12 protein-coding genes are annotated in these 13,418 nt (G+C 67.7%); 9 read left to right on the top strand and 3 right to left on the bottom strand.

All coding sequences use genetic code 11. From position 1 onward, the window contains the following. Nucleotides 1-126: 126 nt before the first annotated feature. The gene (locus BLV94_RS26725; protein WP_072943705.1) at nucleotides 127-837 is read left to right on the top strand and encodes a TetR/AcrR family transcriptional regulator; all 711 of its coding nucleotides are present in this window, start codon (nucleotides 127-129) and stop codon (nucleotides 835-837) included. Nucleotides 838-853: 16 nt separating this feature from the next. Here BLV94_RS26725 and BLV94_RS26720 read toward each other — a convergent pair whose 3' ends face one another. Then, nucleotides 854-1,819, bottom strand: coding sequence for an alpha/beta hydrolase (locus BLV94_RS26720; protein WP_072943704.1), 966 nt, complete (start codon nucleotides 1,817-1,819; stop codon nucleotides 854-856). Nucleotides 1,820-1,976: 157 nt separating this feature from the next. Here BLV94_RS26720 and BLV94_RS26715 point away from each other — a divergent pair, with 157 nt between their 5' ends. The 3 genes from BLV94_RS26715 to BLV94_RS26705 are packed head-to-tail and all read left to right on the top strand — an operon-like array spanning nucleotide 1,977 to nucleotide 4,760. Next, nucleotides 1,977-2,642, top strand: a complete 666-nt coding sequence (locus tag BLV94_RS26715; protein WP_072943702.1) for a hypothetical protein — start codon at nucleotides 1,977-1,979, stop codon at nucleotides 2,640-2,642. Further along, nucleotides 2,635-3,990, top strand: a complete 1,356-nt coding sequence (locus BLV94_RS26710; protein ID WP_072943700.1) for a glutamine synthetase family protein — start codon at nucleotides 2,635-2,637, stop codon at nucleotides 3,988-3,990. The genes BLV94_RS26715 and BLV94_RS26710 overlap by 8 nt, the downstream gene beginning before the upstream one ends. Then, complete coding sequence (locus BLV94_RS26705) at nucleotides 3,987-4,760, top strand: gamma-glutamyl-gamma-aminobutyrate hydrolase family protein (RefSeq protein WP_072943697.1); 774 nt, start codon at nucleotides 3,987-3,989, stop codon at nucleotides 4,758-4,760. Before BLV94_RS26710 ends, BLV94_RS26705 begins: the two co-directional genes overlap by 4 nt. A 66-nt stretch (nucleotides 4,761-4,826) precedes the next feature. Here the strand turns inward: BLV94_RS26705 and BLV94_RS26700 are convergent, their stop codons facing one another. After that, nucleotides 4,827-5,504, bottom strand: a complete 678-nt coding sequence (locus BLV94_RS26700; protein WP_072943695.1) for a TetR/AcrR family transcriptional regulator — start codon at nucleotides 5,502-5,504, stop codon at nucleotides 4,827-4,829. A 290-nt stretch (nucleotides 5,505-5,794) separates the two neighbouring features. Here BLV94_RS26700 and BLV94_RS26695 point away from each other — a divergent pair, with 290 nt between their 5' ends. Next, nucleotides 5,795-7,264, top strand: a complete 1,470-nt coding sequence (locus tag BLV94_RS26695) for an MFS transporter (protein ID WP_072943693.1) — start codon at nucleotides 5,795-5,797, stop codon at nucleotides 7,262-7,264. A gap of 42 nt (nucleotides 7,265-7,306) precedes the next feature. Here the strand turns inward: BLV94_RS26695 and BLV94_RS26690 are convergent, their stop codons facing one another. Further along, the gene (locus tag BLV94_RS26690; protein WP_072943692.1) at nucleotides 7,307-7,987 is read right to left on the bottom strand and encodes a TetR/AcrR family transcriptional regulator; all 681 of its coding nucleotides are present in this window, start codon (nucleotides 7,985-7,987) and stop codon (nucleotides 7,307-7,309) included. A 307-nt stretch (nucleotides 7,988-8,294) separates the two neighbouring features. Here BLV94_RS26690 and BLV94_RS26685 point away from each other — a divergent pair, with 307 nt between their 5' ends. The 4 genes from BLV94_RS26685 to BLV94_RS26670 are packed head-to-tail and all read left to right on the top strand — an operon-like array spanning nucleotide 8,295 to nucleotide 13,318. Continuing rightward, the gene (locus BLV94_RS26685) at nucleotides 8,295-9,917 is read left to right on the top strand and encodes a class I adenylate-forming enzyme family protein (RefSeq protein ID WP_244163666.1); all 1,623 of its coding nucleotides are present in this window, start codon (nucleotides 8,295-8,297) and stop codon (nucleotides 9,915-9,917) included. 10 nt (nucleotides 9,918-9,927) lie between these two features. Further along, nucleotides 9,928-10,707: an enoyl-CoA hydratase/isomerase family protein gene (locus BLV94_RS26680; protein WP_072943688.1), complete on the top strand. Its 780-nt coding sequence runs from the start codon at nucleotides 9,928-9,930 to the stop codon at nucleotides 10,705-10,707. A gap of 14 nt (nucleotides 10,708-10,721) precedes the next feature. Beyond that, nucleotides 10,722-11,816 carry a Zn-dependent alcohol dehydrogenase gene (locus BLV94_RS26675; RefSeq protein WP_072943686.1) on the top strand — a complete coding sequence of 365 codons (1,095 nt, stop codon included), beginning with the start codon at nucleotides 10,722-10,724 and terminating at the stop codon, nucleotides 11,814-11,816. A gap of 44 nt (nucleotides 11,817-11,860) precedes the next feature. Continuing rightward, nucleotides 11,861-13,318, top strand: a complete 1,458-nt coding sequence (locus BLV94_RS26670; RefSeq protein WP_072943684.1) for an aldehyde dehydrogenase family protein — start codon at nucleotides 11,861-11,863, stop codon at nucleotides 13,316-13,318. Nucleotides 13,319-13,418: the final 100 nt, after the last annotated feature.

The raw sequence follows: 13,418 nt of genomic DNA, 5'->3' as shown, positions 1-13,418 counted from the left end.
GAGTGCTGTGATCGACCACACTAAACAGGCATCGCATCAGTGTTGTCAACAACGTTGGCAGTTGTGTTGGTAACGCGGTCGGAAACAGGGATTGCTACGGTGGACGCGGGAATCGAGGGGAGAACGATGGCAAAGGACTCTGCACCTGCGACGACGCCGCGGCCCTCCCGGCGGGAACGCAGGGGTGTGCAACAGGAGGCGGCCGTCGCGGCGGCATTCGAACTCGCCCGACGTGAAGGCGTCGGCGGGCTGACGATGCGACGGCTCGGCGAAGCGCTGAACGTGGACGCGAGCACGTTGTACAGGCTTTTCCGTGACAAGGACGAGTTGCTGCTCGCCGTCTACGATCACGCGACCGCGATCGAACTCGACGAGATCGGCGAGGTGAACGAGGACGAACACTGGCAGGACACGCTGCGGCGGATCGCCGACCGGATCTGGGCGACGGCGGCCCACTCACCGGCGATCGCCGCGCTGACGTTCGCGCGCACGACCGGCGGGCCTGCGGAGCGCCGGATGGTGGAGCTGATTCTCGACACGTTCTCGCGGTCCGGTCTGTCCCGGAGCGCCACCGTCCGGTACTACCGGGCGTTCGTCGACGCCGCGCTCGGGCTCGCGGGCCAGGTCGCCACACTCGCCACCCTGGACCCCGAGATCCAGGCGAAGGACGCGTCGTCGTGGACCCGCATCTACGCCCAGTTGCCCGACGGCGAGTACCCCACCGCCCGTGCCCACATCACCGAACTGACCAGCATCGATCGCCGCGCCGTCTTCGACGTGGTGATCGAGGCGATCCTGGCGGCGGCCGAACGCGAGAGCCGCGAATCCGGTCTGTGAGGCGCTGAGCGACGAGCTATGCCCGCGCGATCTCGCGCAGGTGCAGGCACACCTCGTCGATCGCCTGTTTCGCCTGCGCGAACACGCCGATCTCGGTGACGAAGCCGTGGAAGACGCCGGCATGGCGGGTCAGCGAGACGGGGACGCCGTCGCGCCGCAGCCGTCCGGCGTATGCCTCGGCGTCGTCCCGGATCGGGTCGACCTCCGCGGTCAGAATCAGGGCAGGCGGCAGGCCGCGCAGCGATTCGGCGCGCATGGGGGCCGCGAGGTGGTCGTCCGCCCGATGCCCCGGGCCGACGTAGTGGTCCCAGCACCAGCGCGCGTCCACGGTGCTCAGTAGCGGCGCATCGGCGAATTCCGACCACGACGGCGTAGTGAATGTCCCGTCGACGGCGGGGTAGGCAAGTACCTGAGTCGCGGGTAGGGGGCTGCGCTCGTCGCGTCGGTGCAGGCAGAGGGCGGCGGCGAGATTGCCGCCGGCGGAGTCGCCCCCGACCGCGATCATTCCCGGATCGATACCGAACTCTGATGCTGTCCGGGTCAGCCACGCGTAGGCGTCGAGGCAGTCTTCCAGGGCTGCCGGGTAGGGGTTCTCGGGAGCCAGCCGGTAGTCCAGGGACACGACCGTCCATCCGGATCCGGCGGCGATCGCACGACACAGCTCGTCGGCTCCGTCCAGGGTTCCCAGGACGAAACCTCCGCCGTGCAGATAGACGAGGGCGGGCGTGTCGCCGTCCGGAGCGGCACTGTTCGCGCGGTACAGGCGAGCCCGGATCGCACCTGCGCGGGTCGGCACGGTCAGTTGTTCGACACGGTCGAGCGGCGTGATCGGCTCGGCAGGTGGAGTCGTGTTCAGGAGCGCCCGGGCCTGCTGCGGTCCCAGCTCCCGGATCGGTTTCTGCAGGGCATGGGCGATCATCCGGGCCGCGGCCTGCGCATCGCCGTCGAGCAGATTCCACCAGGTGGGCGCGTCGTCGTTCATCTCGGAAACCTCGCAAGTCATTGACAACAAGTGATCTGTGCCTCACCATCATAGTCACGTGACCAAGACGTTTGACTGTGAAGGTCGCATTCCAACTGGGATCCGCTGCTGACGGTGTACCGCGCACATGATCTCGTCGAATCGAAAGGACTGAAGGATGACCGAAACGACGATCGGCCACGCGACATGCGAGGCCGACGCGGTCGACGGGGTCGACATCCGGATCGAGGACGATGCGAGTCCGATCGTCCGGCTGATCGGCCGCACGATCACCGATTCCGTCCGCGCGAACCGTGCGGATTCCGTCGTGGAGGGGGTGGAAGGAATTGTCGCGGTCCGCTCCCACGACACCCCGCAGGCTGCGACGATCAGCATCTCGAACGGTGTCGTCGCGGTGTCCAGCGGCGTGTTCACCTCACCCGACGTCACCCTGACCGTCGACCTGAACGCGCGGCTCGCTCCGGTCGGCGAGCCCGCGGGCGAGCGCGACCTCGCCGCAACGTCGCTGGCACTGCTGTCGCCGCCGCTGCCGGACTGGCAGGTTGCCGCGGAGACGTTCTGGGCCGCGGCCCGGTCGGTACCGGGGATCCCCGACGTGCTCGTCGCGGTCGCGGACGGCCCCGACGGATTGGCCCAGCTGGTCGTCGGCGAGGGTGAGACGCACTATGTGATCGCCGGCCCCCCGGAGCTGCTGGCCGGGATCTTCTCGGGCGCCGACGATCTGATCGCCGCCCTGTCCACCGGTCTGATCGGCGTGCGCGGCACGCTCTCTCAGCTGTCGGTGCTCGTCGCCGCATCCTGGAAGGTTCGATACGATGTCTGAAATCACCGCCACCGCAACGGATCGCGATGCCGCCGTCCACACGGTCCGGCTCGAGGCCACCAATCACGATGGCTCGTTCCTCGGAAAGAACGTGGCGCCCAAGAAGTTCGCCGCGAGCGCGGGGTCGGGTTTCGCGTTCGCCGATCTCCTGTTCGGCCTCGATCTGGGCAACGACCCCACGTTTGGATTCGCCTACCCCGACTGGCGTGGGCACCTGGCCGACGTCCAGTTCCGGCCCGACATGTCGACGCTCGTGCAGTGGGAGCCCGGCCTGCAGTCCGTGATCGGTGACTACTGGCAGACCGACGGCACCCCGGTCGGGACCTGTCCGCGTAACCTGGCCCGAAAGCTGGTCGACCGACTCGCAACGCATGGTTTCACGGCCACCGTGGCGGTCGAGATCGAGGCGACCCTGTTCCAGGAGTCCATTCACGAGGCCCGCGCCAAGGGATATCGCGACCTGACGCCGCTCGGCGGTTCCGCTGGAACCGCGTACCACCTCGCGAAATCGAAGGACTGGGTCGACTACATGTCGGCGGTCGCCCGTCGCCTCGAAGAGATCGGCATCGAGTGGGAGGCGTGGAGCGACGAGGACGCGGCAGGCCAGGTCGAACTCAACCTGGTTCCCGGTGACCCGATCTCGGTGTGCGATGCCTGGGCTCGCGCCCGGCAGGTGATGCGCGAGGTGGCCTTCGAACTCGGTCACACCGTGACCTTCATGGCCAAGCCGACGGCCGGATACGGTCAGGCCTCGCACGTCAACCTGTCCCTGCAGCGCGACGGGGTCAACGCGTTCTACGCCGAGGACGGACCCTCGCCGACGATGCGGCACGCGATCGGCGGACTCCTCGCGACGATGCAGGGCGCGACGTCGATCGTGCTCCCACAGATCACCTCGTATCGCCGCCTGGTCGACCTGAGCGGCCCGCCGACGACGGTCACCTGGGGCATCAGCAACAAGACCACCGCGGTGCGTGCGGTGTGCGGGCATCCGGCGTACTCCCGCCTCGAGTACCGGGTTCCCGGTGCCGACGCGAATCTGTACCTCGCGGTCGCGGCCATTCTCGCCGGGGTGATCGCCGGCCTCGACGGCGCGATCGAGCCGCCCGAGCCGGTCAACGACATGGCGTGGTGTGCGCCCGATCTCGAGCGGTTGCCGAACACCATCACCAAGGCGGCCGCCGCTCTCGAGGCGGATCCGATCCTGCGCGAACAACTCGGGGACGAGTTCGTCGACTACTGGGTGGGTACCCGCCGGTGGGAGTGGATGCAGTTCCACACCGCGGGGGGCGATCCGTTCGCCGAACTCTCGGAATGGGAGTCGGCGCGATACTTCGAGTTCCCGTGAGCACGGAGAACGCGACGCCGGGCACCATCCGGCCGCTGATCGGCATCACCGGCCGGCGGTTCCGGCTGGGGCTGGTCGATGGACTCGACAAGCGTTACGGCCACCTGTTCGCCGACGCCTTCATGTCCGACTTCTCGGACCGGATCGCCAAAGCCGGTGGCATTCCGGTGAACCTGCCTTACGATGCCGACCCGGAGGCACTCTGCCACTGGCTGGCGGGCGTGGTCGTCACCGGAGGCCAGGACGTTCATCCCGCGCGCTGGGGTGGCGACCCGTCGGTGGTCCGGGACGTGGATCCGCGGGACGATCCGATGGTCCACGACCCTGATCGGGACGAGTTCGAGATCGCTCTCGTGCGTGCCGCACTCGCCAGGCACATTCCGGTACTCGGGGTGTGCCGCGGCCTGCAGATCCTGAACGTCGCTCTCGGTGGCACGCTGATCGCCGACCTCCCGCCCGGCTCCGTCGAGCACCTGTCGGTTTCGCCCCCGCTCACCGACGGTGCCGACGACCACAAGGTGACGTTCGAGCCCGGTTCGATCGCGGAACGGCTGTTCGGTGCCGGCGCGGTGACCAACTCGTGGCACCACCAGGCGGTCGACCGTTGCGGTACCGGCCTCGTGGTCACGGGTCGCGCGGCCGACGGCGTCGTCGAAGCGGTCGAGCTGCCGGGGGCCGCGGTGCTCGGTGTCCAGTGGCATCCCGAGTGGATGGAACGCGACGATCCGGCGCTGAGCTGGATCGTCGCCGAAGGCAACCAGCGGATCTGACCACAAGAGACTGTCGGCCGCCACCGAAAGGGGCGGCCGACAGCTGTCTTTCGGATCAGTGCGGTATCACTCCACGCTCACCCAGGACACGAGCGAGCGCAGGGTTGGCTGGGAGGAGACCGTCGACGCTCGGCCCACCGGCACGGAGGAAGCGCCGAGGTTCGTGGCCATCCACGCGTCGAGCACGCCGAGGGTGAGCTCGATCTGCGGCTCTGCCGATGTGCGGTCGGTAACCAGCCAGTTGAGCGCGAATCCGTCGGACAATACGGACACGATGTACGTCAGTTCGTCGATGGTTCTCGGGTCGACCGGCTGGCCCGCAGCGGTAGCAGCGGCGTCGAGGATCGGCCGCATGGTCGCGAATGCCTCGTTGTACACCATCTCGGCCAGCTTGGCCTCCTGGCGCTGGGCCCAGCTGATCAGCTCGACGATCGCCGCGCCGAGATCGGGATTTGCCACGTACCACTCCATTACGCCGCGCAACAGAGCGCGGGCCGTTGTCGCCACGTCGCCGTGGACATCGTTGCGCGTCAACACCTCTCGATACTGCGCGTTGACGTACTCGAACACCGCCGCGAACAGCACCTCCTTGGAGGAGAAGCAGTAGTGCAGCGTGGCCAGCGGAGCGTTCGCCTCTTCCGCGATGCGGCGAGTGGTGGCGCCGTCCACCCCGTGGGCGGCGATTACGCGTACGGCTGCCGCCACCAGTTCGGCGCGACGTTCGGCGGCGGGGATGCGAGCCATGCGTTCTCCTGTCTGGGCAGAGCTGAGCAGATGATCAAGTCGGTTCCCACGTTAGCAGTCGGATCGGAAAGCGAACTGGCGTATCGCCGAGGAGGGCCGCCTCGAGCTGCAGGTAATGCCATCAAATTTATGAGTCAAACATCTTGATCGTATGACTGACTTGACCTACGGTATGAGCCGGATCACACAGTCGTCGGCGTCCCTTCACTGCGACCAGCCCACTTTCGAAGGAACAGGCCCCTCATGACGACGAACGAACTCCCGCGCCTGATCACGAATCGGAGAAACCTATGACAGAGATCCACCCGCAAGCCGGACTCGCCAGTGAGGTTGTCGGTCGCCCTGCGCCGAACAAAGGAGTGCTCATCGGTGTCGGCACGCTGCTGATCGTCCTGACCAACGCCGTCATCTTCATCCTGCCGCCGCTGCTGCCGATCATCCAGGCGCAGTACGGCCTTGCCACAGTGGCCGAGACGACGTGGCTGTACACGGCGCTGACCCTCGGCGGGGGAGCGGGCTTCATCCTGCTGCCGCGCCTCGCCGATCTGTACGGCGACCGAAACGCCTCCGTGGCGGCGTCCGCATTCCTGGCGGTCGGCGCGCTCATTCCGGCTGTCGGCGACTCCTATCCGACCCTCCTGGTCGGCTGCATGCTCATGGGCTTCGGTGGTGCGGCGCAGCTGCTTCCGCTCGGCTTCCTGCGTCGCAATCTCGGCGAGGAGGGCATCACGGTGGGCGTCGCGGTTCTGGTCGTCGCCACCGGTGTCGGCATCGTCGTGGGCATGATCGGCGGCGGCTTCATCGTCGAGAGCCTGTCGCTGCGGAGCTTCTTCGTCATCCTCACCGCAGTGTGCGCGGCCACGACCATTGCGTGCTTTGTCACGATCCCACATGCCCCGCCTGCCGAGCGTAACGGCCGCATCGCAGTACTCGGCACGGTGTGGATGATCGCGTGGGTCGCGGCGATCCTGCTGACTCTGACGCAAGGCCTCGTGTGGGGCGTCGCGGCACTCGTTCCGTTGGTGGTCGGCATCGTCGGTGGCATCGCATGGGTGCGCGTCGAGCGCCGGTCGACCTCGGCGGTGTTCGACGTCGCAATGATGAAGACGCCTCTGGTCACCGCGTCGTGCCTGTGCATCGCGTTGTTCGCAGCGGTGAACTCGGCCTTTCTGTTGCTGCTCAGCACGTACGCCCAGATCTCTCCCGAGAATCTTCGGCCCGAAGACTCCTACGGACTCGGGCTCAGCGCGCTGCAGACGGGCTGGCTCATGGCACCCTTCGCGGCGGCGTTCCTGGTCCGCGGAACCGTGCTCGACCGCGCCCTGCTCAACGGCCGTGGTGTCCCCGTCTTCGTCATCGGAGCGCTCACCAGCGCATCGGGGCTGGCCTGGCTCGCCCTGGCGCACGACCAGCAGTGGCAATACCTCGTGGGCGCTGCCGTCATGGGGCTCGGGACCAGAATCGGCTACGCAGCCGGCTTCACCATGGTGCAGATGGCAGTGCCCGAAGAGAAGGCCGGGATGGCGGCCGGTGTCGCCGGCACGTCCATGGCCGTGGGTTTCGCCCTCGGCACGGCACTCATCAGCGGCGACCTCAGTGCCTCTTTGGTTCCGGTGGTCGGCACCGGCCTCGAGGTCGCGGCAAAGGGCCTCTACGGCACCGGCTACTGGCTGTCGGGAGTTCTCGCCCTGCTCGTCGTGGTGACCGTGCTGATCTCACGCGCCCGGTCCGGTCGACGCGTCGACAGCGCCGTGTCCTGAATCAGTCCCACGCCTGTCTCCACGCTCGGCGTCGAGGGTGCGTCACTCCACGCTCACCCAGGACACCAGCGAACGCAGGGCGTCTTCGGGTGACGCCTTCGCGGCCGGAGCCGCCGGTCTGGGCACATCGCCGACGTTGGCGGCCATCCACGCGTCGAGGACACCCAGGACGAGCTCGATCTGCAGCTCGGCCGCTGTACGGTCGGTGAACACCAGCCAGTTGAGCGCGAATCCGTCGGACAGTGTGGACACGATGTAGGCCAGTTCGGCGATCGTTTTCGGGTCGACCGACTGGCCCGCATCGGTCGCGGCGGCCTCGAGGATCGGCCGCATGGTCGCGAATGCCTCGTCGTACACCATCTCGGCCTGCTTGCCCTCCTGGCGCTGGGCCCAGCTGATCAGCTCGACGATCGCTGCGCCGAAATCCGGATTCGCCAGGTACCACTCCATCACGCCGCGCAACAGGGCGCGCGCGGTGGTCTCGACGTCTCCTTGGACATCGTTGCACGCCAGCACCTCTCGATACTGCGCGGTGACGTGTTCGAAGACCGCGGCGAACAGCACCTCTTTCGTGGCAAAGCAGTAGTGCAGCGTGGCCAGCGGAGCGTTCGCATCCTGCGCGATGCGGCGTGTGGTCGCACCGTCCACTCCGTGGGCGGCGATCATGCGCACGGCCGCCGCCACCAATTCGGCGCGACGTTCGGCGGCGGGAATGCGGGCCATGCATTTCTCCTGTCGATTCAGATGTGAACGACTGATCAAGTCAATGCAAACGCTACCAGTCGGCTGGGCGGGCGAGCTGCCTCATCGCCGAGATGGGAACCTCACGACTCGCAGCGTTTATAGTCATACGATCATTTGCCTTGATCATATGACTATGTTCTTCTACGCTATGACTGAGCCCACTGCCCGGCGCCATCGCGATCGGAGGGGCACGAGCGCACCGCGAAATGCGCCGTCACGACATGAGATCGCGAGCAGCACCCGCATCAACGCCGCATCGCACCCGACAAGTCTGAAGAGGATGACCATGACCGGAGTCGACTCAGTTCGACTGGAACGTGTACCAGCCCTGGCCCGGTTGGCGCAGGACCCGCCGATCGACACCCTCGTCGGCCTGCTGGCGATCCAGGCCCTCAGGTATCCGGACCGCGAGTTCCTCCGGTTCACGGAAGGGTCGTGGACCTTCGGCGAGATCGACGACTGGACGTCACGCCTGGCGCAGCGACTTGTCTGCGAGGACGGGGTCCGCGAAGGCGACCGGGTCGCGATCATGCTGCCCAATGTGGTGCAGTGGCCGGTCGCCTGGCTCGCGATTCTCGCGGCCGGCGGCGTCGCGGTGCCGATCAATTCGTCATATCAGCGCGCAGACCTCGAATTCGTGCTGCGGGATTCCGGCGCCCGGGTGATGGTCACCGACGCCGAACACACCCCACTCGTCGAACAGGTGCGCGCCGCGAACGCCGATCTGGCCGATGTCCGGATCGTCGAAGCCGCCTCGTGCGACGAACTCGCGCAGTATCCGGCGGACAGGCCGGGGGTCGCCATCTCCGGCGAGACGCTCGCGAATCTCCAGTACACCTCGGGCACTACCGGATTCCCGAAGGCGTGCATGCTGACCCACGACTACTGGGTTCGGTTGGGGTGGGTCTGCGCGAGCGCGGCAGGCCTCGGGGCCGACGACGTGGCGCTCACCTCGCAGCCGTTCTCGTACATGGACCCGCAGTGGAACACCTCGCTGTGTCTCACGATCGGCGCACCGCTGGTGGTACTGCCCCGGTTCTCCGCCTCGGGTTTCATGGCGGACGTCCGCAGGCACCGGGCCACATTCTGCTACGTGCTCGGCTCGATGCCCACGCTGCTGTTCAAGCAGGAGCCGAGTCCGCAGGACCGGGACAACTACCTACGCCTCGTGCTGTGCTCGGCAATCCCCGTCGCGCTGCACGCTGAGCTCGAACAGCGTTGGGGTGCACCGTGGCGGGAGATCTTCGGAATGACCGAAAGCGGGGTCGACCTGGTCAGCTTCCCCGAGCGCTCGGCCGACGTCGGCAGCGGGCGGCTGGGGCAGCCGGTTCCCACGAAGCAGGTCCGGGTGGTCGATCCGCAGGGCGCGGAGGTTGCCGAGGGAGAATCCGGCGAGCTGATCACCTCGGGCAGACCGATGATGCTGGGCTACTGGAACCGGCCCGAAGACACCGCGCAGGTCCTGCGCGACGGCTGGCTGCACACCGGCGATGTCGCGGTCCGCGAGGCGGGCAGCTACCGCCTGGTGGGCCGGATCAAGGACATGGTCCGCCGCGGCGGCGAGAACATCGCGAGCGCCGAGGTCGAACGCGTCCTGGAGCGCGACGACACCGTCGTCGCGGCAGCGGTGGTCGGCGTCCCGGACGAGCTGTTCGGCGAGGAGGTCAAGGCTTTCGTGCAGCTGGCCACCGGCGTCGACGAGAGCCGCGGAACCGCAGAGCGAATCGTCGACGGCGCGCGAGCCCAGCTGGCACGTTTCAAGGTTCCGCGCTACGTCGAGTTCGTCGCCGATTTCCCGCGCACCCCGTCGGAGCGTGTGTCGAAGCCGGTCCTGAAGGCGCGCTCCGCAGAACACCCGCGCACCACCTACGACCTGCAACCGCCGCGCACCGTCCGCAGCGGTAGCTGAGGAGCCGGACATGACCGAGAACTACCTGGACGTGCACATCGACCGCGACGTCGCCGTGCTCACACTGAACCGTCCGGCGAAGCTGAATGTGATGGACGTGGCCACCCGGGTGAGGTTCGCGCAGACGATCCGCCGGTTCGGGACGGGTGACGTCGTCCGCGGGATCGTGCTCACGGGTGCGGGGCGGGCCTTCTCCGCCGGTGAGGACCTGCAGTCGGTGCCGACCAGCTACGACGAGATTCACGAGGCCTTCGCGACGTTCCACGACATCACCCGCGCGATTCTCGAGACGAAGGTCCCCGTGATTGCGGCCGTGAACGGGATCGCGGTCGGCGGCGCCTCGGAGATCACGTTGTGTTGCGACTCCCGGATCGGCACTCCCGCCGCCGAGTACTACCAGCCGGAGAACCACCGCGGGATCATCATCTCGAACGCCTCGAGCTTCCTCCTGGGTCGCCTGGTTCGGAACCATGCGATGCGAATCATTCTGGCCTCCAGCCGGATCGATGCGGACGAGGCTCTGCGGATCGGGCTGCTCGACGAGATCGTGGCCCCGCAGACACTGGTGGACCGCGCGGTAGAGGTGGTCGGGCAGTGGAACTCCGATCCCCGTACCACCGCACTGCACCTGGGTCTGCTGCGGCCGCGGCCCGAAGACATCGAGGCCGCGTTCGCCCGCGAAGACGACGCCGCCCGCCACTCGTGGGAGTCCGGCGCCTTCACCGAGGGCATCGAGGGCTTCTGGGCATCGAAGAACGCGGCGCCGACGGCGCCCACGACGAGCAATTGAGATCGGAGACAAGAGTGATCACCACCGAAGCAGCACTTCTCACCGCGGTGAACGAGCCGCTGGAATTCACCGAGATCCAGGTCGACGACCCGGAGCCCCACGAGGTCCGCGTCGCGGTCTCCAACGTGGGCCTGTGCCACAGCGACCTGCACTACATGACCGGAACCGTGCACGCCGACCTGCCGGTGGTGGTCGGGCACGAGGTGGCGGGCATCGTCGAGTCGGTCGGCTCCGCGGTGACCTCGTTGCGTCCGGGCGACCGCGTCGTCGGCGCCCTCACGCCCTCGTGCGGGTTGTGCCGCAACTGTCAGGCCGGGCACTCGACGCAGTGCCAGCGCGCCTCGCAGATCCGGCAGCGGCCCCGGCCCGCTTTCCAGCGGCCGGGAGGCCGGGTCGTGGAGCGGCTCGGCGACATCGGCGCGTTTTCCCGCCACACCCTGATGCGGGAGAACTCGCTGGTGACGGTGCCCGACGAGGTGGGGCTGCACGTCGGGTGCCTACTGTCGTGCTGCATCATCACCGGCGTCGGTGCCGTCTTCCGCGGCGCGCAGGTACGCCCCGGCGCCACCGTGGCCGTGATCGGTTGCGGCGGTGTCGGGTCGGCCATCATCCAGGGCGCGCGGCTCGCCGGTGCCTCGGCGATCGTCGCCGTGGATCTCGACGATGCGCGGCTCGCGGCGGCGCGGACATACGGTGCCACGCACACCGTGAACGGCGCGGCCGATGTCCCCACCGAGATCCGGAAGGTGCTCGGCGACGGGGTGGACTACTCGTTCGAGGCCGTCGGCTCCGCGCGCACCGCGGCCACCGCGCTGTCGGTCTTGCGCGCCAGGGGTACCGCATGCCTGGTGGGCATCGCACCGGACGGCACCGACCTCACCGTTCCCGCGTCGGATTTCTTCTTCGGCGAGAAGCGCCTCATCGGCTCGTACATGGGCTCCGGCCAGGCGCACGAGGACATCACCCAGTTCGCGCGTCTGTACCTCCAGGGCAGCCTGCTGCTCGACGAGATGGTCAGCGACGTGATCCCGTTCCGCGAGATCGACAAGGGCTTCGAGGCGATGAAGTCGGGCGAGGTGACCCGCATCGTCGCCGACCTCACCGTGTGACCGCACCGACCCCAACCATACCCACGCACCGAAGGAAGACGCGGATGTCGAACCCTCAACTGCCCCAGCCGATCAACTACATCGCCGACGAGTGGTCCGAGTGCCGGACGATCCCGGACGCGTGGAATCTCGACCCCAACACGGGCCGGCCGGTCCACCGCGCCGTCACCACCGGCCCGGACGACGTGGAGCGCGCACTGCGGCATGCCGAGCGGGCATACGGCTTCGAGCGCTGGGACGACGCGGCGAGCGAGGAACGCGCGGCGGTCATCGAGCGTGCGGCCGACGTCGTCGAGTCCCGGATCGAGGACATCGCTCGAACCGATGCCCTCACCAGCGGCGTCCCGATCGCGAAGGCTCGGATGGTCGCGCAGTTCCTTCCGCACCGGATCCGCTCGTCCGCTGCGGATCTGCGCGCCATCCCGCGTCGCACGGCGTTGGAGGCCGGCGGCCGCGACGTGCGGCTGTACAAGGTTCCGTGGGGCCCCGCCGCCGTCCTCACCCCGTGGAACGGTCCGAGTTTCATCCCCGCCGCGAAGATGGTGAGCGCCCTCGCCGCCGGTTGCCCCGTCATCCTCAAGCCGTCCGAGCACGCGCCGAGCAGCGCCCAGATCATCGTCGAATGCTTCGTCAAGGCCGGGCTGCCCGACGGTGCGCTGCAGCTCGTCCACGGCGCGGGCGACGTGGGCGCGGCGATCACCGGCGATCACCGCGTGAAGATCGTCTCGTTCACCGGCGGCCCGAACGCCGGCCGCGCGATCGCCCGCGCGGCCGCGGAGGACTTCAAGGTGCTCCAGCTCGAGCTCGGCGGCAACAACCCCGCCCTCGTGCTGGACGATGCCGACATCGACGTGGCCGCCGACGGGATCCTCGACGGGATGACCAAGCTCAACGGTCAATGGTGTGAGGGCCCCGGAAAGGTGCTGGCGCACAAGAGCCTCGTCGAGCCGCTCCTGGAGTCGCTGCTCGATCGCATCGCCCGCATCGGCATCGGGCACTCGCTCGACGAGAACACGCAGCTGGGCCCGATCTCGAACGCCCCGCATTTCGCCACGCTGCAGAGCCGGATCGAAGGGCTGCGGGCCCACGGCGGGACGATCCATCAGCCCGCAGAGCTCCCCGCACTCGACGGGTTCTTCCTTTCCCCCACAGTCGCTTCGGGAGTCGACGCGTCGATGGCGACCGCCGAACTGTTCGGGCCGCTCGTCAGCCTGCACGCCGTGGAGTCCGACGAGGACGCGTTGCGCGTCGCCAATGCGAACCCTTCGGGCCTCGACGCGTACGTGTTCGGTGGCGACCTGGACCGCGCCATCGAGGTCGGATCCCGGGTGCGGTCGGGCGAGGTGCGGGTGAACGGTGCCAAGATCGCCGATCTCGCCGACGGTTCGGCACAGAGCTTCTGGGGTGCTTCCGGAATCGGCGGTCATGCCCCCGGTGAGTCCGTCCGGGTGTTCTGCGGCGATCGCGTGGTCGGCGTCGATTCTCCCGACCTCCCTCTGTAGCGATCGCGTCTACTTTCGCGTCACCCCTTGACTGTGACCGGGACCACTGGTCTACTCAACTAAGTCAGTTGATCGAGTCGTTTGACCAATACAACGAAAG

The sequence above is a fragment of the Rhodococcus koreensis genome (genome assembly GCF_900105905.1).
Taxonomy (GTDB): Bacteria; Actinomycetota; Actinomycetes; order Mycobacteriales; family Mycobacteriaceae; genus Rhodococcus_F; species Rhodococcus_F koreensis.
Note: the sequence above shows the minus strand (reverse complement) of the source record. Positions and strands in the feature narration are given on the sequence as shown.